The 20242-nt window shown below is 73.3% G+C and carries 17 protein-coding genes; 7 read left to right on the top strand and 10 right to left on the bottom strand.

The genetic code is table 11. The annotated features are described in order from the left end of the window. Positions 1-61: 61 nt before the first annotated feature. Together ACFQBR_RS21035 and ACFQBR_RS21040 are read right to left on the bottom strand one after the other, a co-directional pair. Positions 62-184 (bottom strand): SapB/AmfS family lantipeptide, encoded by a 123-nt coding sequence (locus ACFQBR_RS21035; protein WP_267947232.1) that lies wholly within the window; start codon positions 182-184, stop codon positions 62-64. A gap of 188 nt (positions 185-372) precedes the next feature. Continuing rightward, on the bottom strand, positions 373-495 hold the full coding sequence (locus tag ACFQBR_RS21040; RefSeq protein WP_267947233.1) for a SapB/AmfS family lantipeptide: 123 nt from the start codon (positions 493-495) through the stop codon (positions 373-375). Between the two features lie 291 nt (positions 496-786). On the opposite strand from ACFQBR_RS21040, the gene ACFQBR_RS21045 reads away from it, so the two are divergent. Then, entirely contained in the window at positions 787-1392 is a 606-nt protein-coding gene (locus tag ACFQBR_RS21045; RefSeq protein ID WP_344181765.1) for a GNAT family N-acetyltransferase, read from the top strand. 175 nt (positions 1393-1567) lie between these two features. Continuing rightward, a complete protein-coding gene (locus ACFQBR_RS21050) occupies positions 1568-2425 on the top strand; it encodes an ABC transporter permease (RefSeq protein ID WP_267947235.1) in 858 nt (285 codons plus the stop codon). Between the two features lie 180 nt (positions 2426-2605). Here the strand turns inward: ACFQBR_RS21050 and eda are convergent, their stop codons facing one another. The 3 genes from eda to zwf all read right to left on the bottom strand — a co-directional run bounded on the left by eda (position 2606) and on the right by zwf (position 6704). Beyond that, entirely contained in the window at positions 2606-3238 is a 633-nt protein-coding gene (gene eda / locus ACFQBR_RS21055; RefSeq protein WP_267947236.1) for a bifunctional 4-hydroxy-2-oxoglutarate aldolase/2-dehydro-3-deoxy-phosphogluconate aldolase, read from the bottom strand. A 152-nt stretch (positions 3239-3390) separates the two neighbouring features. After that, positions 3391-5226, bottom strand: a complete 1836-nt coding sequence (gene edd, locus ACFQBR_RS21060) for a phosphogluconate dehydratase (RefSeq protein ID WP_344181762.1) — start codon at positions 5224-5226, stop codon at positions 3391-3393. Continuing rightward, positions 5223-6704 (bottom strand): glucose-6-phosphate dehydrogenase, encoded by a 1482-nt coding sequence (gene zwf, locus ACFQBR_RS21065; protein ID WP_344181760.1) that lies wholly within the window; start codon positions 6702-6704, stop codon positions 5223-5225. The genes edd and zwf overlap by 4 nt, the downstream gene beginning before the upstream one ends. Positions 6705-6909: 205 nt before the next feature. Here zwf and ACFQBR_RS21070 point away from each other — a divergent pair, with 205 nt between their 5' ends. From ACFQBR_RS21070 to ACFQBR_RS21080, 3 genes are all read left to right on the top strand, one after another. Further along, positions 6910-8097, top strand: a complete 1188-nt coding sequence (locus ACFQBR_RS21070) for an ROK family transcriptional regulator (protein WP_267947239.1) — start codon at positions 6910-6912, stop codon at positions 8095-8097. Positions 8098-8411: 314 nt separating this feature from the next. Next, positions 8412-9086 (top strand): hypothetical protein, encoded by a 675-nt coding sequence (locus ACFQBR_RS21075; protein ID WP_344181757.1) that lies wholly within the window; start codon positions 8412-8414, stop codon positions 9084-9086. A 444-nt stretch (positions 9087-9530) separates the two neighbouring features. Continuing rightward, a complete protein-coding gene (locus tag ACFQBR_RS21080) occupies positions 9531-11108 on the top strand; it encodes an LCP family protein (RefSeq protein ID WP_378554192.1) in 1578 nt (525 codons plus the stop codon). Positions 11109-11516: 408 nt separating this feature from the next. Here the strand turns inward: ACFQBR_RS21080 and ACFQBR_RS21085 are convergent, their stop codons facing one another. Together ACFQBR_RS21085 and ACFQBR_RS21090 are read right to left on the bottom strand one after the other, a co-directional pair. Beyond that, positions 11517-12563, bottom strand: coding sequence for a hypothetical protein (locus ACFQBR_RS21085; protein WP_344180184.1), 1047 nt, complete (start codon positions 12561-12563; stop codon positions 11517-11519). 352 nt (positions 12564-12915) lie between these two features. Next, positions 12916-13743: a hypothetical protein gene (locus tag ACFQBR_RS21090; RefSeq protein ID WP_344180186.1), complete on the bottom strand. Its 828-nt coding sequence runs from the start codon at positions 13741-13743 to the stop codon at positions 12916-12918. A gap of 322 nt (positions 13744-14065) precedes the next feature. Between ACFQBR_RS21090 and ACFQBR_RS21095 the strand changes: the two genes are divergently transcribed. Then, positions 14066-15808: a sensor histidine kinase gene (locus tag ACFQBR_RS21095; protein WP_344180188.1), complete on the top strand. Its 1743-nt coding sequence runs from the start codon at positions 14066-14068 to the stop codon at positions 15806-15808. A 63-nt stretch (positions 15809-15871) separates the two neighbouring features. Here ACFQBR_RS21095 and ACFQBR_RS21100 read toward each other — a convergent pair whose 3' ends face one another. The 3 genes from ACFQBR_RS21100 to ACFQBR_RS21110 all read right to left on the bottom strand — a co-directional run bounded on the left by ACFQBR_RS21100 (position 15872) and on the right by ACFQBR_RS21110 (position 19366). Next, on the bottom strand, positions 15872-16543 hold the full coding sequence (locus tag ACFQBR_RS21100; protein WP_267947245.1) for a response regulator: 672 nt from the start codon (positions 16541-16543) through the stop codon (positions 15872-15874). 252 nt (positions 16544-16795) lie between these two features. Further along, positions 16796-18310, bottom strand: coding sequence for an amidase (locus tag ACFQBR_RS21105; protein WP_344180190.1), 1515 nt, complete (start codon positions 18308-18310; stop codon positions 16796-16798). A 30-nt stretch (positions 18311-18340) separates the two neighbouring features. Continuing rightward, on the bottom strand, positions 18341-19366 hold the full coding sequence (locus tag ACFQBR_RS21110) for a D-2-hydroxyacid dehydrogenase (protein ID WP_344180192.1): 1026 nt from the start codon (positions 19364-19366) through the stop codon (positions 18341-18343). A gap of 321 nt (positions 19367-19687) precedes the next feature. On the opposite strand from ACFQBR_RS21110, the gene ACFQBR_RS21115 reads away from it, so the two are divergent. Beyond that, positions 19688-20170, top strand: a complete 483-nt coding sequence (locus ACFQBR_RS21115; protein ID WP_267950573.1) for a DUF3830 family protein — start codon at positions 19688-19690, stop codon at positions 20168-20170. Positions 20171-20242 lie beyond the last annotated feature (72 nt).

Consider the following 20242-nt stretch of genomic DNA (forward strand, 5'->3'; position numbering starts at 1 on the left):
CCGGCCGGGCGTGCGGGGGAACGCTGCGAAGAGGGCCCTCACAGCGTTCCCGGAGGAACGGCTACTGGGGCTGGGTGATCACGTCGCCGCTGCAGCCGACGAGGCTGAGGCCGCTGTTCAGCATCGCGCTCTCGTCGACGGCCACCTCGAAGGCCTGGAGATCGAGGACGTCGGAAAGTGCCATTTTTCCTCCTGAGAAAGAAAAATACGGGGGATACCTACGGGAGGGAAGATAGGAGAAACCACAGCCGACCACAAGAGACGAATCCGCCCGGCGCCCGGTGCGAAGTCCGGCCGTGCAGGAGCCGTCTCCGCACCGGGATCACGAGATGGGACGACCGGTTGAATCCCCGTCAAATACCGGTCAGCCGGTCAACTCGGCTGGACAATGACGTCGCCGCTGCAGCCGATGTAGCTGAGTCCGCTGTTGAGGAGGGCTTCGGCCTCCAGGCCGATGTCCATGCCCTGAAGCGAGAAGACGTCGGACAATGCCATGGCGTCCACCTTTCTTCGATGGTCCGATAGTGCCGACCCAGAACCTAGGCCGACAATGTCTTCGGCGACAAGGAGGGCATTCCCCCGCGCACGTCCCGCCGGCGGGACAGGAATACACGTCGGAACCCGGTACCGTTTAGAACCCCGTCCGCGCCCCTTTGGCGCGGACGGGAGGCGCCCCGGGGGCGCGGCCCGCACCGACCCCCGTGCGCATCGGATCCTTCCGTGCCAGGATGTCGCCCCCACGGGCTCCCAGCCCCGCGGCAGGCGGAAAGGACGCAACGGTCGGCGATGACATCCCCCCACCTCGAAACCCCTCGTGTCCGCTTTCGTCCCATCGACGAGGAGAACGTCCTCGATCTGTACCAGCTCCTCCTGAAGCTCGGCATAGAGACCCTGCCGTCCCGGGACAACTTCGAGTCTTCGTTCAGGGCCGTGGACGATTCGGAGGTCGCCGTACTTCAGATCGAGACGAAACAGGACGGCGAGGTCCGGGGATTCGCCTCGATCCGGGAACACAGTCCGGCGGGGCACGCGAAGGTCGGCATCTTCATGGATCCCCACGGAATTCCGGTGGGCGTCGGAGCGGAATCCATGATGCTCCTGGTCAACTATGCCTTCACCCGCTGGGAGGATCTCAGAAAAGTATACGCCCTGACGACGGACGCGAGCCTGATGCATTTCGGATCAGCCCTTTTCGCGACACCCAGGGAGGCCACCCTCCCCGGTCACGTGTATTTTCGGGGCCGGCTGTGGGACCTCCACTACTATTCCGTCTCCCGGGAGTCCTGGGCGGGCACGGGGGCCAAACTCCTCACGAGGATGGCGGGCGGCCGTCCACGGCGGGAGGGCGCCGGCTCCGTGGAGAGGGGGTCCGCGCCGGTGTGGACGGAATGACGGACGTGAGGCCGGCGGCCGAACCCGGCGCCGACGGGAACGCCCCGGGTCCGCCAGGGTGGGGTCCGCGGGGCATCCGGCCGGAAGGCTCCCCGGGCGCCGCCCGCTCCCGCGGACGGACGGGGGGAGGGTGCCCCCCGACTCCCGAGCAACCCCCTGACGAGAAGGACACCGGATGACGGCCACGCGGCGCCAGCCCGCCCCCACCTCCCCCTTCGGGCTCGGTCACGACCTGCGCACGATCAGGGTGGTGCTCAAGCGCGACCTCTTCCGCTTCGTCCACGACGTCAGCCGGGGCGTGGCGATGCTCCTGCAATCGGTGATGTGGCTGTTCGTGATCGGTGTGGGCTTCGGCTCGCTCATCCCCCGCGGCGAGGACGACCTGCCGCTGACCGCCGTCATGTTCCCGGGCGTGATCGTCATGACGGTCATCGGCACGGCGGTGTCCTCGGCCGCGACCATCGTCACCGACCGCGAGGTCGGCTTCCTGCGCGGCATGCTCGTCGCGCCGGCCAAGCGCTCCGCGCTCATCCTGGGCAAGGTCCTGTCCGGCGCGGTCCTCGCCACCCTCCAGGCCTGCCTGATCCTCTCGGTCGCGGGGCTGGCGGGGGTCCCCTACGCGCCGGGGCTGATGCTCACCCTGTTCGGGCTCACCTTCATGGTCGGGCTGACGGCCTCCGCGATGGGCGTCTTCATCGCCGTCTCGGTCAAGGGCAGCGAGGCGTTCATGGGCATGGCCCAGCTCGTCATCTCGCCCCTGGTCCTGTTGTCGGGCGCCATGTTCCCCATCGGGAACCTCCCCTCCTGGCTGGCCGCGATCACCCTGGTCAACCCGATCACCTACGTCGTCGACCCCATGCGCCAGGCGGTCTTCGCCCACCTCGACACCTCCCCCGCGACCGAGGCGCTGTTCAACCCCGGGATCACGTGGTTCGGCTGGCAGATCCCCTGGGCGGCCGAGGTCGGACTCGTCGCCGGGGCCGGCGTGCTCCTGGTGTGGCTGACCGTGGTCCGCTTCAACCGGTCGGAGTAGGCGGCGCCGCGGGCGGGGGCGCCCGGCGGAGCGGCCAGGGGCCCTCGACCACGCGGCGGGCCGGCGCCAGGCGTCCGGCGGGTGTGAGACGGGCGTCGGCGCGGGTGATGGGGGGCGACGAGGGCCCTCGTCGCCCGGGACGGGCAGGGTCGTCGTCACCGCCCCCCGCGGTCAGGACGCCTAGAGGGCCGCGGCCTCCTCGGCCAGGCGGGTGACGCGGCCCCAGTCGCCCGCCGACACCAGGTCGGCGGGGGTCAGCCAGCTGCCTCCCACACAGCCCACGTTGGACAGGGCCAGGTAGGAGGGGGCCGACGCCGCGGTGATCCCCCCGGTCGGGCAGAAGCGCACCTGGGGCAGGGGGCCCGTCAGCGACTTCAGGAACGCCGCGCCGCCCGCGGCCTCGGCGGGGAAGAACTTCAGCGCCGAGAGACCGCGCTCCAGGAGCGCCATCGCCTCGGACACGGTGCCCACCCCCGGGAGGAAGGGCAGGCCGGTGTCGGCCATGGCCGAGGCGAGGTCGGCCGTGCACCCGGGGCTGACCAGGAACCGCGCGCCCGCCTCGGCCGCCGCCCGCGCCTGTCCGGGAGAGACCACGGTGCCCGCGCCCACGACGGCTTCGGGCACCTCGGCCGCGATGCGCCCGATGGCCTCCAGCGCGGCCGGGGTCCGCAGTGTCACCTCGATACCGGGCAGGCCGCCGGCGACCAGGGCGCGGGCCAGCGGCACGGCGGTCTCCGCGTCCGAGACCACCACCACCGGCATCACCGGGGCGAGGTCGAGGATGTCCGCGCCCGAACGGGGGCTCGTCGTCATGTGCGTCTCCGTCTGTGTGGTGGTGCGTGGTCCGGTGCGGGCGCACCGGCGGCCGCCCGCTCCGGCGCGGGCGGCCCGGGGCGGGGCGGGCGCGCCGCGGACCGGTGGGCCGGTCCTTCCGCGCGCCCGCCGTCCGCAGCGTGGGTCGGGGGTCAGAAGACCCCGGCGCCGGCCTCCGCCGGTCCGACCACGCCGCGCAGTGCGGCGAACAGCTCCCGGCCGGTGCCGGTCGAGGAGTCGGCGCTGGGCTGTGCGGGCTCGCGTCCGGAGAGGTCGGCCAGCACCTCCAGTGTGCCCGCGGTGGCGTCCAGCCTGATCGGGTCGCCGTCGCGCACGTACGCGAGGGCGCCGCACGCGACCGCCTCGGGGGAGACGTGGATGGCCGCGGGCACCTTGCCGGAGGCCCCGGACATGCGCCCGTCGGTCACCAGGGCGACCTTCTGGCCCCGGTCCTGGAGCACCGCCAGCGGCGGGGTGAGCTTGTGCAGCTCGGGCATGCCGTTGGCCCGCGGCCCCTGGAAGCGCACCACGGCGACGAAGTCGCCGGTGAGCTCGCCCGCGGCGAAGGCGTCCTGGAGTTCGGCCTGGTCGGCGAAGACCCGGGCGGGGGCCTCGACGACGCGGCGCTCCGGTGCGACCGCGGAGGTCTTGATGACGGCGCGGCCCAGGTTGCCCGAGAGCATGCGCAGGCCGCCGTCCGGCGCGAAGGGGTCCTCCACCCCGCGCAGCACGGTGGTGTCGCCGCTCTCCTTGGGCCCGTCACCCCAGGTCAGGGTGGCCCCTTCGAGACGGGGGGTCTGCCGGTAGCGGCCCAGCCCCCCGCCCATGACGGTCTGCACGTCCTCGTGGAGCAGGCCGGCGTCCAGGAGGGTGCCGATCAGGTAGGCCATGCCGCCCGCCTCGTGGAACTGGTTGACGTCGGCGGCGCCGTTGGGGTACATGCGGGTGAGCAGCGGCACCACCTCGGACAGGTCCGCGAAGTCGTCCCAGGTCAGCTCGATCCCGGCGGCACGGGCGATGGCCACCAGGTGCAGGGTGTGGTTGCTGGATCCGCCGGTGGCCAGCAGGGCGACCACCGCGTTCACCAGGGCCCGCTCGTCGACCTGCACGCCGACCGGGTTGTGGGAGTCCCCGAGGGCGGTCTGCCCGAGCACGCGGCGCCCGACCTCGGCGGTGAGGGCCTCGCGCATGGGGGTGCCCGGCTGCTCGAAGCTCGCCCCGGCCAGGTGCAGGCCCATGACCTCCATGAGCATCTGGTTGGAGTTCGCGGTGCCGTAGAAGGTGCAGGTGCCGGGCGAGTGGTAGGCGGCGGACTCGGCCTGGAGGAGTTCGCGGCGGTCCGCCTTGCCCTCGGCGAACTTCTGCCGCACCCGCGCCTTGTCCTTGTTGGGCAGGCCGGAGGGCATGGGGCCCGCGGGCACGAACGCCACCGGGAGGTGGCCGAAGGAGAGCGCCCCGATCAGCAGGCCCGGCACGATCTTGTCGCACACCCCGAGCATGAGGGCGCCGTCGAACATGTCGTGGGACAGCGCGACGGCGGTGGCCATCGCGATGACGTCCCTGCTGAACAGGGACAGCTCCATGCCGGCACGGCCCTGGGTGATGCCGTCGCACATGGCGGGCACCCCGCCCGCGAACTGGGCGACGCCGCCCGCCTCGGCCACGGCCGCCTTGATGAGGGCCGGGTAGGACTCCAGCGGCTGGTGCGCGGAGAGCATGTCGTTGTAGGAGGAGACGATGGCCAGGTTGGGCTTGACGTCGCCGGCCAGGGCGAGCTTGTCGGAGACACCGCAGGCGGCGAACCCGTGGGCGAGGTTGGCGCAGCCCAGTGCGGTGCGGGCGGGCCCCCGGCCCGTCGCCTCGTCGATCCTGGCCAGGTACGCGGACCGGGTCCCGGCGCTGCGCTCGGCCAGGCGGCGGGTGACGTCGGCGACGACGGGGTGGACTCCGGGTCCGTACCCGGTCGTCCCATGGGTGTGCGCGGTCATCGGGGTTGCTCCTCTTCGTGCCACGTGCGGCCGGTGCGGCCGATGAGCCGGTGCGCGCCCTCGGGGCCCGCGCTTCCGGCCGGATAGGTCTCGGGGGTGGTGTCCGTGCTGTTCCAGGCCTGGATGATGGGATCCACCCAGCGCCACGCGGCCTCGACCTCGTCGCGGCGCATGAAGAGGGTGGAGTCCCCCGTCAGCACGTCCATCAGCAGCCGCTCGTAGGCCTCGGGCGAGCGGGTGGAGAAGGTGTCGGCGAAGCTGAGCTCCAGCGGCACGGGCCGGAGCCTCAGCGCGCCCGCGCCGGGCGTCTTGGCCAGCATGGTGAGGTGTATGCCCTCGTCCGGCTGGAGGCGGATGACGAGGCTGCCCGCGCCGGGGACCGTGTCGGTGCCGGGGAAGATCGTGTGCGGCACCTCCCGGAAGCGGATCACGATCTCCGAGCGGGCGTGGCCCACGCGCTTGCCGGTGCGCAGGTAGAAGGGCACGCCGGCCCAGCGCCAGTTCGCGATCTCGGCGCGCAGCGCCACGAAGGTCTCGGTGTCGCTGACCGCCGGCCCGCCCGCCTCGTCGAGGTAGCCGTGGACCTCGACCCCCTGGACGGTTCCGCGCCCGTACTGCCCCCGGGCGGTGTCCTCGGCGACCCGGTCGCCGGTGACGGGCCGCAGCGACTGGAGGACCTTGAGCTTCTCGTCGCGAACGGCCTCGCGGTCGTAGCTGGCCGGGGGCTCCATGGCGGTGAGGCAGAGCAGTTGCAGGAGGTGGTTCTGCACCATGTCTCGCATGGCGCCGGAGGTGTCGTAGTAGCCGCGCCTCCCGCCGACCCCGACGGTCTCGGTGGCGGTGATCTGCACGTGGTCGATCCAGCGGGAGTTCCACAGGGGTTCGAGGAAGACGTTGGCGAACCGCAGCACGAGCAGGTTCTGCACGGTCTCCTTGCCCAGGTAGTGGTCGATCCGGTAGATCCGCTGCTCGTCGAAGACGGCGCCCACGGCGTCGTTGACGGCGCGGGAGGAGGCGAGGTCGCGTCCCAGGGGCTTCTCCATGACCACGCGGGACCCGGGGGTGGCCAGACCGGCGCCGTCCAGCCCGCGGCAGATGTCGCCGGAGATCATGGGCGGGACGGCGAGGTAGAAGACCCGGTCGCGGCCCGGGTCGAGGGCCGCGGCGAGGGCGGCCCATCCGGAGGGGTCTCCGCCGACGTCCACGGTGACGTGGGAGAGGCGGTCGAGGAAGCGGCGGAGCACGTCCGGCTCGACCACCTGGACGGCGGGGTGGCCGCGGACCGCCGAGGAGGTCTTGTCCCGCAGGTCGGCGTCGGTGAGGCCGTCGCGCGAGACGGCGATGACGCGCGTTCCCCCGTCCAGGTGGCCGTCGCGGTCCAACAGGTAGAGGGAGGGGAGGAGTTTACGCATGGACAGGTCGCCGGTGCCCCCGAAGACCACCAGGTCGGTGGGGCGGGGCGCGGACTGCTGCGACATCTTCGGGCTGCTCCTGCGGGGAGGGAGAACGGAGAGGGGTGCTGCGACGGGGGGCGGTGCGGGAGGAGGAACGGCCCTCGGGGTCCGGGGACGTTCGCCACTTTCGACCTTACGCCCGACTATGGTAAAAAACCAAGCACACTTGAGAACACTTCTTTACATAACCTCCCAGTCTTCGAGGCTTAACCCCATGGTTGAATGAGATATGGCCAGAACCCCCGGACGCCTTTCCTCTGCTGCCACCAGCGGCCACATCCTGGAGCTGATCCGCTCCGGCGCCGCGACCAGCCGGTCCGAGATCGCCCGGGTCACGGGCCTGTCCCGCCCCTCCGTGGCCCTGCGCGTCACCGAGCTGATCGGGAGCGGCCTCGTCACGGAGGGGACCGGAGCCGTCTCCAGCGGCGGCCGGCCCCCCACCCTCCTGGAGTTCAACGCCGGCAGCGGTCTCATCCTCACCAGTGCCCTCGGCATGGCCCGCAGCCAGGCGGCCGTGTGCGACCTCAACGGGGACGTCCTCGTCCGGACGCCCGGCTCCCCCGACATGGAGAAGGGGCCCGACGCGACCCTCCCCTGGCTGCTCGACGTGTGGTCCGAGCAGCTCGCCTCCCTCGGCCGCGGGCCCGCCGACGTGCGGGGCGTCGGCATCGGCCTGCCCGGCACGGTCGAGTTCCACGCGGGGCGCGCCGACGACCGGCCCTTCCTGGGCAAGTGGGCGGGGGTGGCGCTGGCCCCGCTGGTCGCCGAGCGCTTCCCGGTCCCGGTGACGGTCGACAACGACGTCAACGTGATGGCCCTGGGCGAGCACATCGCCGGCGGGCACGGCCACCCCGACGACATGGTCTTCGTGAAGGCCTCCACCGGGATCGGCGCCGGGCTGCTGTCGGGAGGGCGCCTGCTGCGCGGCTCCCTGGGCGCCGCCGGGGAGATCGGCCACATCCCCGTGCGCGACGGCGGGGGCCTGCCCTGCCGCTGCGGCAACACCGACTGCCTGGAGGCGGTCGCCGGCGGTCGGCGGCTCCTGGAGCTCGCGGCGGAGCGGGGGCGGCGGGCCGACACCCTCAAGGACCTGGTGGCCCTGGCCGTCGGCGGCGACCCCGTGGCCGTGACCCTCGTCAGGGAGGCCGGACGGCGGCTCGGCGAGGCGCTCGCCGGCGCCGTGAACCTGCTCAACCCCGAGGTGATCGTGCTGGGCGGGGACCTGTCGGAGGCCTACGACCACCTGGTCGCGGGCGTGCGCGAAGTGGTGTTCCAGCAGTGCACGGCCCTGGCCACCCGGCAGTTGCGGGTCGTGGCCAGCTCCCTGTGGGACGACGCCGGCGTGCGCGGCTGCGCGGCGATGGTCACCGAGGAGATCCTGTCTCCGGAGTCGGTGAACAAGCTCCTGGCCGGGTGACGCCGACCCCCGGCGCCTCGTCCACAGGCTGTGGACAGAGGGTGTCGCCCCTCACCCGACGGGGCATCCCGAAGGAGGGACCCCGGGGTCCCGCACCGCCCGCCCCCATCCCGCCCGGCCCCACCCATCCCTGCGATCCCCGGTATGACCTGCGACGACGCTCTCGGCGACGGGCGTCCGCCCCGCGTTCGCACTTGACAATCACCCCCGATGTGGCGAATAGTCGCCCAGCACCGGTCCCCGCCCCCGCACATCCCCAGTCACCGCCCCGTGACCGCACCCCGTGCGGACCCCCGCCCGGAAAGGTCCTTCCCGTGCTTCTCGAGAACCCGCTCGCGTTGATCCTGCTGGGAGCCGGAATCAGCCTGGCCACCAGTGTCGTCGTGACCGGCCTCCAGGCCCGCCACATCAGGCGCAACGACATCCGCACCTCCTCCCGCTCCTCCGCCCGGAGCCTGACCAGCGCGTTCATCGCTGAGCGCGACTCCGACGGCCGCCAGGAGGGCTTCGTCGCCGAGGCCGAGCTGACGGTCATGTCGATGACCGACCGCAAGACCCGCGAACGGCTGCGCGACGTCATCCGCCTGCTCCGCGAGCGCAACCTCCCCGAGATCGAGGAGCTCAGCGGGGTCAAGGCCGAACGCGCCAGACAGCTGCTGTGCGACCACGCCCTGGAGGTGCTGGGCGCGCACCTGCGCTCCGAGCGGCTCCCGGAGGTCCCCGACCCCGTGCGCAGGATGCTGACCGTCGAGGAGGAGGCGCTGAGCATCCACTCCGGCGAGACGCCGCGCCCCGTCGAGCCCATCGCCAAGAGCGCCGTGACCGCGCGGCCCCGGCACACGGACGCCAAGCCGGCGGCACGGAAGACCGCCAAGGCGACCCCCGCCAAGCCCGCGGCCAAGTCCGCCGCGAAGCCCGCCGCCAAGGGCGGCCGATCCGCCGACGCCGCGGACGGTCCTGAGAAGGAAAGCACCTTCTGGGACGACTGACCGGAAGAAGCCGGATCGTTGCGTGTGATCCCACCGTGAGGCTCTGATCCTCCGTGCACACGGCGGGTCAGAAGTGATTCTTGCGGGCACAGATGAGAAAGTCGGGCGCAAGGCGCCAGCAGGCCATCACCCGACGAAGGAATTGTGCTGCGCAATTGTGGTCAGTAGCCCCGCTCGCGGACAACCCGAGCGCGCAAACGAAGAGAACTTCACCTAGGATCTCTGCCACACGCGGGTTTCCGTGTCGTCGGCCGCGTCCCTCCCACGGTCCGGCCGATGCCCCGTGGGCCGCACCCGGACGCCCGGGCTGCCCCGGGCCGCTCGACCACCCGCCCCAGTGTCCCGCGCGACCTCCGCCCTCCCCCAGACACGGACTCGTGGCCTTTCGGTCCCCTGTCCGACCGTTGGCACGTCCCGCTGTCCGAACTCACCGAGATTGCAACGATGCCCGCTGACGAGAACTCCTCCGCCGGTCCCGGCGCGGACAAGACCCCAGACGAGACACCCGAGAAGACACCCGGCTCGGACCCCGGCCCCGGAGCGGAGCCCTCCGCGGCCGGGCGGCCCGGAGCGGACGGGACCGAGGAGGCCGGCGACGACGGGGTGAACGCGCCGGCGTCCGCCGACCCGGCCCCGGGCGACCCGGGGGGCGACGAGCGCTCCGGCGACGAGGGCGTCCCCGGGGCTGCCGCCGCCGAGGCGGGCGCGGAGGCGTCGGAGGGGCCCGGCGGAGCCGGTGCCCCCGCCGCCCCGGACGGCGACGGCGCCCCCGACGGTGACAGTGACCCCGACGGCGGAGGCGCCGGAGGGGACGGCGCGGAGACCGCGCCCTCCCCTCCCCCCGGCCCGCGCGGGCGCCGCCGGGGCCGCCGGATCGCCGTGTGGACCGCGGCCGTCCTCGCCGTCCTCCTGGTGGCCGGGGTCGCCTCGGCCTACGGCTACTACCACTTCCTGCGCTCGGGCATGGTCCGGCACGACCTGGACACGGCGCTCAAGGAGGAGGAGCGGCCCGACAAGATCAGCGACGCCGTCAACATCCTCTTCATGGGTTCCGACGGCTACGAGGAGGGCTCCACCGCGTACAGCCAGGAGTTCGAGGGCGAGCGCTCGGACTCGATCATGCTGGCCCACATCTCCCCCGAGAACCGGGTCTCCGTGATCAGCTTCCCCCGGGACTCACTGGTCGAACTCCCCCAGTGCGACGCCTACGGCAACACCGAGGGCACGTACGGCTACTTCGGGATGGTCAACGCGGCCATGTACCACGGCGGCCCGCCGTGCGTGGTCCGCACCATCGAGTCGCTGACCGACATCCGCATCGACCACTTCGTGCACCTGAGCTTCATGAGCTTCCGGGACGTCGTCGACGCCATCGGCGGCGTCGACATCTGCATCCCCGAGCCGATGAGCGACCGCCGGTCCCGGCTCGACCTCGACGCGGGGCAGCAGACGCTCAACGGCGACCAGGCCCTGTCCTTCGTCCGCGCCCGCTACGAGATCGGCGACGGCGGCGACATCGGCCGCATCGACCGGCAGCAGATGTTCCTCGCCGCCCTGGCCGACCAGGTGACCAGCAGCGACGTCATGACCAGCCCGACCAAGCTCAACGGCATCCTCCAGGCGGTGGCACAGCACAGCGCCACGGACCAGGAGCTCACACTCGACCGGATGCTCTCGATCGCCGTCACCATGGCCGACGCGGACCTGTCCGACATCGAGTTCCACACCGTGCCCTGGTACCAGGCGCCCTTCGACGCCAACCGGGTCATGTGGCACGAGCAGGAGTCCGCGGAGCTGTTCGCCGCGGTGCGGGAGGACCGGCCCCTGCCCGCCCTGCTCGCGGCCGACGACGCGCCCGCGCCGCAGGAACCGCCGGGCGCCTCCCCCACCCCCGTGGACGCGGCCTCGGCGAGCGACGCCCCGGACGCCGCCGAGTCGGCCCGGCCCGGCGGGGGGCGTGACGCCACGTCCAACCCGTGCGCCGACGGCCTGGGCTTCGGCACCGGCGAGGAAGAGGAGTAGGAACCCGTCCGGGACCGCCTCCGCGTGGGGACGGACCGGACGGACGCAAGGAAGCGGCCCCCGGGCCGGTGGGACGCACGGTCCGCACCGGCCCGGGGGCCGCTCCGCTTTCGGGTCGGGGACCGCTCCGCCGCGGGGCGGTTCCGCGCCCCGGGCACGGTCCCCTCCGTCCCCGGACGGCCCGGGGAGCTCCCGCTGGGTCCCGCTCCCGGACGGGGCGTGGCCCCGGACGACGAGCGTCCGGGGCCACGGTCGGCACCTCGTGCGGCGGGGACACGCCCTGTCCCGCCGGTACGCGCCGAGGAACCCCCACAGTCCCCTCGGCGCCTCGGTCGGCGGGACGGTCCCGCGCGCCGCCCGAGGCCCCGTGCGCCCGCCACGACCGGCGGGCGCACGTTCCGGAAGAGGTCAGACGGCGCCGGAGGGCAGCAGGCCGGTCACCTGGCCGGCGTCGAAGGTCGGCTGCCCCAGCTCGGGCAGGCCCCGCACCCCGACCAGGTCGTTGCCCAGCGCGTCCTCGCGGACCAGGCCGGTCACGGCGTCGGTCGTCTCGGGGGCGGCGAGGGGCAGCACCTCGCCGGGGGCGGGCAGTTCGGGCAGGCCCAGGTCCCCCGCGGACAGCGCGGTCTGCGGCAGGGTGGAGGCCGCCAGGTCGGCGGTGCCCGCCAGGTCGACGGGCAGGGCCTCGGCCGCGCCGCCGGTCGCCTCCGTCCCGGCCATGGGCAGCACCACGTCGTCGGACAGGACCAGGTCGGTGATCAGGTCGGCCTTGCCGCCGGTCAGGTCGGTGTTCTCACCGCTGAAGGGGCCGGTCGGGGAGTCCGCGGCGGCCATGGGGAGGGTCGCCCCCCGGCCCGGGAGGGGGGTGTCGAGGCCGTGCAGACCGCTCCCGACCTCGTGGACGCCCTGCTCCGCGGTCGCACCGACCTCGGAGACGGCCGCGCCGACCGTCTCCGCCGGCCCCCGGACGGGCAGCGTCGAGGCCCCGTGGCTCTGCGGCAGGGTGCCGCCGCCCAGGCCCAGCCCCTCCAGGACGCCGAGGCCTCCGACCAGGTCGGCCACCGGGTCCGAGCCCTGGCTCAGCGGCAGGGACCCGGTCGCGGCGCCCAGGTCGAGCGGGCCGACGTTCGCGGAGTTCTTCTCGTCCCCCTCCAGGGGCGCCGAGACGTTGTCACCGACGACGTGTCCGACCACGTCCCGGGGGGCGGCCTGCTGCTGGACGTCGGGCTGGGCGGAGATCTTCCCGGGCTGGACCTTGACCAGGTCGCCCAGGGGGGTCGAGACGCCCTCGGTCAGCTGTGCGGGCACCCGGCTGCCCAGGTCGCCGAGCTGGAGCCCGTCCGTGACGCCGCCGAGGGTGTCCGCCCCGGCGACTCCGGCCCCGAGGGCGACGAAGCCGGCGGTGCCGGCGGCCACCAGCAGGGTCTTGGCGGTGGTGCGGGCGGTGGTGAACATGTGTGAGTCCTTCCGAGGTGGTGCGCGGTTGTCAGGGGGGACGGCGGGGCGGGTGTCGTGTCCCGCCGTCCGTGGCTCCGCTCCCCCGCGGGGGAGGGGCGCCGTGCGGTTCGAGCTCTCCGGCCGGGGAGCCCGGCGCGCCTGGAGGGCGCGCGGCGCTCTGCCGGTCGTCAGTCGTGGGTCTGGCTGGCCGACGGCTGACGTGAACCCCGCTGTCGGGAAGCGTGGCTCACGTCAACCCCCAGAGAGTTCCGGGTTCGTCGCTCACCGTGATGGCGTGGGAGCGGCCCGGGGCTGGGAAGGGCGTGCCGAGAGGAAGGTCGCCGGACGTGCCGGACGTGGGGCCGCGCCGCTAGTCGGGCGAGAAGGTCGGCTCGTCGGCGGACTCGGCGGGCGCCGAGCGCAGGACGTGCCGGGCGGCCTGGAACAGGCCGGGGGACGGGGCCGGGGCCCCGTGCGCGGTCAGGTAGCCCGCGACGAGTGCGCCGCCGGCTGTGCCCGCCCCACCGGGGACGGAGGGCGCGGCGGCAGTGGCGGAGGCCGACGGGGCGTCGTGCCCGACGGGTGCGGCGGGCGTCCCGTCGGCACGGTCGGCGTCCTGTCCCGTCCCGGGGAGCGGGTGGGCGGACGGGGGCGGCGGGTGGGCCTCGTACACCGGGGGCACGGCGTCGTCCTCGACGGCTTCGGCCGTCCCGCCGGGGGCTCCGCCGTCGGACCCGGCTCCGGGCCGCTGCCCGTCCGCCGGGGGCGTCGGCACGGCCTCCTCCTGGAGGCGCCGCTCCACGGGCTCCGTGACCCCGTCGACGGTGTCGCGGACCTGCCGGGCGACGTCGGCTCCCCCGTCCTGCGCCCCGGGGGCGACCGCCGCGGAGGCGTCGGACACCACCTGCGCGGTGCCCTCCCCGAGCGCGGCGACGGTTCCGGCCAGCGGCGCGCGGAGCGCGGTCGGCGCGATCGGGACGTACTCCCCGGTATGCGCCTCGGCGGTGGTTCCGGCCTGGTAGACCAGGGTGGTGGCCAGGGAGTGCTCGTCCGCCCGCGCCGCGTCGGACGCCGCCGTCCAGGTGGCGACCATGAGGCCGCAGAGGAGTGCGGCGAGCAGCAGCGCGCGCCGGACCGGCGCGGGAAGCACGGCGGTACGGGCGCCGGAGGCGCTCGTGGAGCCGTGGATTCCAGTCACCGGGGTTCCTTCCACCGTGGGACTCGGGGGCCGACGCGCGAGGGCGGGCCGGTGCCGGGAGCGGTGCCGGGGGCGGCACGGTCCGGGCCGTCGTACGCGAGGTCGGCAAGACCTTCGTGCGTCGACTGACCGCGACGTTAGCATGAATTACACGACCGGAGCCCCGAATCCACAGGAATTCCCACCCTCCCGAACAGGCTTCTGAGCAGCCAGATGTGGCAAACCGGGGAAAAACCAACGACAATTCACACATAACGCCCGAGGAAAAGCGCGCATTGCCAACAGAGACCGTCCGACCGGCTCTGCGGAGGTTGACGAACACATGACCGAGAGCCCCCAGAGCCACCCCCTGTCCGCCCGGGGCCTGGACGACCTGCTGACCGAGGTGCACTCCCTGGACTCCCGCCTGTCCGCCCAGGGGCGGGTGCGCTCGCTGCTCCAGGCGGTCCTCTCCATCGGCGGCGACCTGGACCTGGCCACCGTCCTGCGCAGGCTCACCGAGGCCGCGGCGCAGCTCGCCGGGGCCCGGTACGCCGGCCTCGGCGTGGTCGACGAGGAGGGCGGGTTCAGCGAGTTCATCCCGGTCGGCATCAGCAAGGAGCAGGCCGAGCGGATCAACCGGTTCCCGCACGGCCGCGGGGTCCTGGCCGCCCCTCTGCACCGGCGCGCCGCGCTGCGCCTCGCGGACCTGCGGGACCATCCCGAGTTCGGCGGATTCCCCGAGGGGCACCCGCAGATGGCGAGCTTCCTCGGCGTGCCCATCCAGGTGCGGGACGAGGTGTTCGGCAACCTGTACCTCACCGAGAAGGCCAACGGCGGGGAGTTCGACGAGGAGGACGAGGCGATGGTCTCCGCCCTGGCCACGGCTGCCGGGGTCGCCATCGAGAACGCGCGCCTCTACGAGGAGGCGCGGCTGCGCGAGCGGTGGCTGGAGGCCTCCACGGAGATCACCACGCGCCTGCTCTCGGGGGCCGACACCGAGGAGGTCCTCGCCCACCTGGCCGCCCAGGCCCGGGAGATCGGCGGGGCGGACACGGCCGTGGTGATGCTGCCCGACCCGCGCGCCCGCGGCCACCTGTTCGCGGAGATCGCGGACGGCCCCATCGCGCAGGAGATCCTGGGGACGCCCGTCGAGATCCACGACTCCGCGTGCGGGGCGGTCTACGAGACGGGGGAGGCGAGGGCCGTCCCGGACCTGCGCCAGGCGAACTGCCCGATGCTCACCCACCGCGGCTACGGCCCGGGCCTGCTGGTGCCGCTGGGGACCCCCGGCCACACGCGCGGGGTGCTGCTGCTGGGCAAGCTGTCCGACCGGGCCCCGTTCACCGCGACCATACGCCGCATGCTGCACTCGTTCTCGGTCCAGGCCGGGGTCGCCCTCGAACTCGCCGAGGCGCGGAGGGACACCGAGCGCCTGGTGGTGCTGGAGGAGCGCGACCGGATCGCCAAGGACCTGCACGACGTGGTGATCCAGCGCCTGTTCGCGTCGGCGATGACGCTGATGAGCACGATGCGGCTGATCGCCTCCCCCGAGGTGGAGGAGCGGGTGCGGCGCACCGTCGACGAGCTCGACGGCACCATCCGGGAGATCCGTTCGACGATCTTCGCGCTGCAGAACCCGCCGAGCCGCCGCGACACCTCGTTGCGCGGGCGCATCCTGAGACTGGCGGAGAACACCGCCCACAGCCTGGGGTGCCACCCGGGGGTGAGCCTGGACGGGCCGATCGACGCGTCCGTGCCGGACGACGTGGGGGAGCACCTGCTGGCGGTGCTCGGCGAGGGGCTGACCAACGTGGCGAGGCACGCGGGGGCCACGGAGGTCCACGTCTCGGTGGCGGTCGAGGAGGACCCGGCCGCCGGCGGGTCCGCCGCGCTCACCCTGACGGTGACCGACAACGGCGTCGGCCTGCCCCCGGAGGGGCGGCGGAGCGGGCTGCGCAACCTGGACCAGAGGGCCCGGGCACTGGGCGGCGGGTTCACGGCCGAGCGCGGTGAGACCGGTGGGACCGTGCTGGTGTGGAAGGTGCCGGTCCCCGGCGGCGCGCTGCCCCCGGAAGAGTTCTGACCCGTCCCGGGGCCCGGGGGCGCCGCCCCGGTCCGGGGCGGAACGGGCCGCCGCGGGGCCGCCCTAGTAGCGCCGGCCCCTCAGCTCGGCGACGAGGACGGCGGCCTGGGTGCGGCGCTTCAGGTCCAGCTTGGAGAGCAGGGCGGACACGTAGTTCTTGACGGTCTTCTCGGCGAGGTACAGGCGCTCGCCGATCTGCCGGTTGGTCATGCCCTCGCCGATGAGGTCGAGGATCTGCCGCTCCTGCGGGGTGAGCTCGGCCAGGGGGTCCGGCTCCGCCTGGGCCCCGCGCAGCCGTTCGAGCATCGCGCCGGTGCTGCCGGAGTCCAGCAGCGAGCCGCCCGAGGCGACGGTGCGCACGGCCCCGACCAGGTCCGCGCCGTGGATCTGCTTGAGGACGTATCCCGCCGCCCCGGCCATGACCGCGTCGTACAGGGCGTCCTCGTCCGCGAACGAGGTCAGCATCAGACAGGCGATCTCCGGGTGGTCCGACCGGATCTCGCGGCAGACCTGCACGCCCGATCCGCCGGGGAGCCGCACGTCGAGGACCGCGACGTCGGGGACGACGACCGGGATGCGGGCCAGCGCCTGCTCGGCGGTTCCGGCCTCGCCGACGACGGACATGTCCTCCTCGGTCTCCAGGAGGGCGGCGACGCCGCGGCGGACCACCTCGTGGTCGTCCACCAGGAACACCCTGATCCGCTTCCGAGCACCCTCGGTTCCACCGCCCGTCATCGACCCATCCCCATCCCTGCGCCACCGTTCGTCGGACACCGCTCCGAGGAAGACGGTAATACCTGAGGGGACCCTCGCGCGGGCCCTTAGGCACTGAACTCCCCGGGCAAAGGTCCCGGAAAGGGATATTTCATCCTGCTCGTGGAGCAAAGCACCTGTTCAAGGCCGGTGCGCCTGCGGCCGCGGAGATTCGGCGACATGTTGGCCGCCGCGTCCCCGCGGCCCGCTCCCGGGACCGTTCCGGGCGCGCGCTCACGGCCTCCGGCCGGCCCAGGGCCGGGCGAGCTCGAACGCGCGGCAGGCGGCCAGCACGCGGGCGTCGGCGTGGCGGGGTCCGACCACCTGGAGCCCCACCGGCAGCCCTGCCCCCGTGAACCCGCACGGCACGCTCGCTGCGGGCTGCTGCGTCATGTTGAACGGGTAGCTGAACCCCGCCCAGGACGTCCACCGCTCCCCCGCCAGGTGCGGCGGCGACTCCAGGCCGGCCTCGAACGCCGCGATCGGCGTGGCCGGCGTGATCAGGAGGTCGTAGGAGGTGTGGAAGCGCCCCATCCGCGCGCCCATCTCCATGCGCAGCGCCATCGCGGTGAGGTAGTCCTGCGCCGAGTAGGTCAGGCCCTCCTCGATGATGCCGCGCAGCCCCGGGTCGAGGAGGTCGCGCTGCCGTTCGGTGAGCTTCTCCGTGGCCTTCGCGGCCCCCGAGTACCAGAGCACGTGGAACTCGTCCCGGGACCCGGGGAGGCCGGGGTCGGCCTCCTCCACCCGGGCGCCCAGCGACTCGAACACCGCGGCGGCGCCGGCGACCGCCCGCGCCACCTCGGGGTCCACGTCCAGTCCGCCCAGGGTGGGGCTGTACGCGATCCTCATGCCCCGCACCAGCTCCCCGGGGTCGGTGCTGCGGCGCACGTCGCCCAGGCCGGGCTCCGGGGTCGGCATCGCCATCCAGTCGCGCGCGTCGAAGCCGGACACGACCTCCAGCATCAGCGCCGTGTCGCCCACCGTGCGGGCCATCGGGCCCGTGTGGGCGAGCGACCCGAACGGGCTGGCCGGGTAGTGGGGGACCAGCCCCCAGGTGGGCTTGATGCCGCAGATCCCGCTGAAGCTCGCCGGGATGCGGATCGAACCGCCCCCGTCCGTTCCGGTGGCCAGCGGCCCCATCCCCGCCGCGACGGCGGCGGCGGAACCGCCGCTGGAGCCGCCCGGGGTGGTGGACAGGTCCCACGGGTTGCGGGTGACCCCGGTGAGGGGGCTGTCGGTGACGCCCTTCCAGGCGAGTTCGGGGGTGGTCGTCTTGCCGACGAACACGGCCCCGTTCTCACGCAGGCGCGCGACCACCGGGGAGTCCTCCTCCCACGGCCCGTCCTGGGGACTGGTGACCGACCCCTTGAGCGTGGGCCAGCCCCGGGTGAGGTGGATGTCCTTGACCGACGTGGGCACGCCGTCCAGCGCCCCGTCCGGCCGTCCGCGGCGCCACCGCTCCGCGGACGCGGCGGCGGCCTCGCGCGCCTCCTCCGGCCTGACGAGGCAGAACGCGTTGAGGGCCGGGTTGTCCCGCTCGATGCGCTCCAGGACGGCGTCGACGGCCTCCACCGGGGAGAGCTCTCCAGCGGCGTAGGCCGCGAGGAGCTGTTCGGCGGACAGGTCGGCCGGGGACGGGGAGCCGCCGCGCGCGGCGGCCGGCCCGGGGGCGCGCGAGGCCCCTCCCCCCGGGGCCCCGGATTCCGCTCCAGCGTCGTCGGTCTCGGCCCGGTCGGAACGGATCGTCACTTCAGCCTCCCAAGTCACACCACATGCGGGTCAGCCGGGCACGTAGCCACGGCTCTTGTCGACGACGTTGAGCAGCTCTCGTCCGTCGAGGTAGCGGTCGAGGTTGTCGAGGAACAGGTCCATGAGGTCGTCGCGCCAGCCGACGACGTCACCGGACATGTGCGGCGAGACGACCGAGCCGGGCAGTCCCCAGAGCGGGGAGACCGCCTTGAGCGGTTCGCGCCGGAACACGTCCAGCGCGGCTCCGGCGATGACCCCGGCGTCGAGGGCCGCGGCGAGGTCGGACTCCACCACGATGGGGCCGCGCGCCACGTTGAGCAGTCGGGCCGAGGGCTTCATCAGCTCCAGGAAGCGCCGGTCGACCAGGTCCCGGGTGGCATCGGTGAGCGGCGCCGCGATCACCACGTAGTCGGCGCGGGGCAGCTCGCCCAGCAGGGTGGGGCCGCCGTCCGCGCCGCTCTCGGCCAGGCTGGACTCGACGACGGCGCCGAAGTCGGGATCGCCCTCGCGGGCGCGGCTGCCGGAGGCGCGCACCTCCATGCCGACCGTCGAGAGCTTGCGGGCGATACGGCGGCCGATCGGGCCGGTGCCGACCACGAGGGCGCGGCTGCCCGACACGCGCTCGGTCTCGCGGTGCTCCCAGCGGTGCTCGCGCTGGAGGTCCCAGGTCCGGTGGAAGTCCTTGGCGAAGGCGATCACCTGGCCGAGCACGTACTCGGCGATGTGCTCGTCGAAGATCCCGCGCGAGTTCGTGACCACGACGCCGCTGTCGACCAGGCCGGGGAACATCAGGTTGTCCACGCCGGTGGTCGCGGCGTGGACCCACTCCAGGGAGTCGGCCCCGGCCCAGGCGGAGGCGAGTGCCTCCGTGAACAGGTCCCACACGAGCAGCGCCCGCGTTCCGGGCAGCTTGGCCGGGAGCTCCTCGGCGGTGGCGTAGTCGACCCCCTCCAGGCGCGGGTCGCCGTCCACCCGTGCGTGTCCGGGCGGCAGGACGCCCCCGTGCAGGACGAGGAGCCTCGGTCGGTGGGGCGTGGAAGGGACGGAACTGTTCACGGGCGTGCGCTCTCCGGTCGGCGGCGATGGTTCAGAGAGGTCTTCTGCGGTGGGGAGGATCGCCCTGCACGGGAAACGCTAGGGAGCCGACATAGGATTGTCAACAATCCACAAAGCGGTCGTTCCCACCGGATACCGGCCTCTCTCACATCACATCCGACCAGGCGTGCCCCATCCGCACCAGTCGGGTCTATTGCCGCGCCGGTCTTGTTGATCGTAAGATTGTCGACAATCAACAGTCCTGTTGTCCGGAGTGTTCCAGCCGGTCCCCGGCCGAAGGTCCGGGCAGACGCCGAAGGGACTCACCCATTGCCCAGGTACATGACCGTCACCCTGCCCGCCCGCGGGGTCTCCTGCGTGGCCGAGCTCCTCGACGAGGACGCGCCGCGCACCTGTGAGGCCGTGTGGAACGCCCTCCCCCAGGGAGACGCCGTCCAGCACGCCAAGTACGCGCGCAACGAGGTCTACACGATGGTGCCGAGGTTCGCCGAGGTCGAGCCCGGCCAGGAGAACCCCACCGTCACCCCGATCCCCGGCGACATCGTCTACTTCTCCTTCGACGGCGGCATGCTCGACCGCGCGTTCAAGGAGGACAAGGGGATCGGCGACCTGCCCGGCGTCATCGACCTCGCCCTGTTCTACGGCCGCAACAACCTCCTGCTCAACGGCGACGTCGGCTGGGTGCCCGGCAACGTGTTCGCCACCGTCGTCGAGAACCTGCCCGCCATGGCCGAGGCCTGCAACGACGTCTGGCGCTCCGGAAGCGTCGGCGAACGGCTCCTGTACGAACGACTGGAGCGCTGAGCGCCCCGCGGGGCCGCACGGCCCCCCGTCCCGGCGCGACCCGCGCCTCCGAGAAGACACGACAACACATCC

Origin of the sequence: Nocardiopsis tropica (assembly GCF_042660575.1) — a bacterium.
GTDB lineage: Bacteria > Actinomycetota > Actinomycetes > Streptosporangiales > Streptosporangiaceae > Nocardiopsis > Nocardiopsis tropica.

Coding starts and splice junctions, on each gene's coding strand:
- ACFQBR_RS21070 (WP_267947239.1), top strand. CDS start 6,910: ATGGCCAGAACCCCCGGACGCCTTTCCTCTGCTGCCACCAGCGGCCAC.
- ACFQBR_RS21080 (WP_378554192.1), top strand. CDS start 9,531: ATGCCCGCTGACGAGAACTCCTCCGCCGGTCCCGGCGCGGACAAGACC.
- ACFQBR_RS21095 (WP_344180188.1), top strand. CDS start 14,066: ATGACCGAGAGCCCCCAGAGCCACCCCCTGTCCGCCCGGGGCCTGGAC.
- ACFQBR_RS21045 (WP_344181765.1), top strand. CDS start 787: ATGACATCCCCCCACCTCGAAACCCCTCGTGTCCGCTTTCGTCCCATC.
- ACFQBR_RS21085 (WP_344180184.1), bottom strand. CDS start 12,563: ATGTTCACCACCGCCCGCACCACCGCCAAGACCCTGCTGGTGGCCGCC.
- ACFQBR_RS21040 (WP_267947233.1), bottom strand. CDS start 495: ATGGCATTGTCCGACGTCTTCTCGCTTCAGGGCATGGACATCGGCCTG.
- ACFQBR_RS21035 (WP_267947232.1), bottom strand. CDS start 184: ATGGCACTTTCCGACGTCCTCGATCTCCAGGCCTTCGAGGTGGCCGTC.
- eda (WP_267947236.1), bottom strand. CDS start 3,238: ATGACGACGAGCCCCCGTTCGGGCGCGGACATCCTCGACCTCGCCCCG.
- ACFQBR_RS21050 (WP_267947235.1), top strand. CDS start 1,568: ATGACGGCCACGCGGCGCCAGCCCGCCCCCACCTCCCCCTTCGGGCTC.
- zwf (WP_344181760.1), bottom strand. CDS start 6,704: ATGTCGCAGCAGTCCGCGCCCCGCCCCACCGACCTGGTGGTCTTCGGG.
- edd (WP_344181762.1), bottom strand. CDS start 5,226: ATGACCGCGCACACCCATGGGACGACCGGGTACGGACCCGGAGTCCAC.
- ACFQBR_RS21115 (WP_267950573.1), top strand. CDS start 19,688: ATGACCGTCACCCTGCCCGCCCGCGGGGTCTCCTGCGTGGCCGAGCTC.
- ACFQBR_RS21100 (WP_267947245.1), bottom strand. CDS start 16,543: ATGACGGGCGGTGGAACCGAGGGTGCTCGGAAGCGGATCAGGGTGTTC.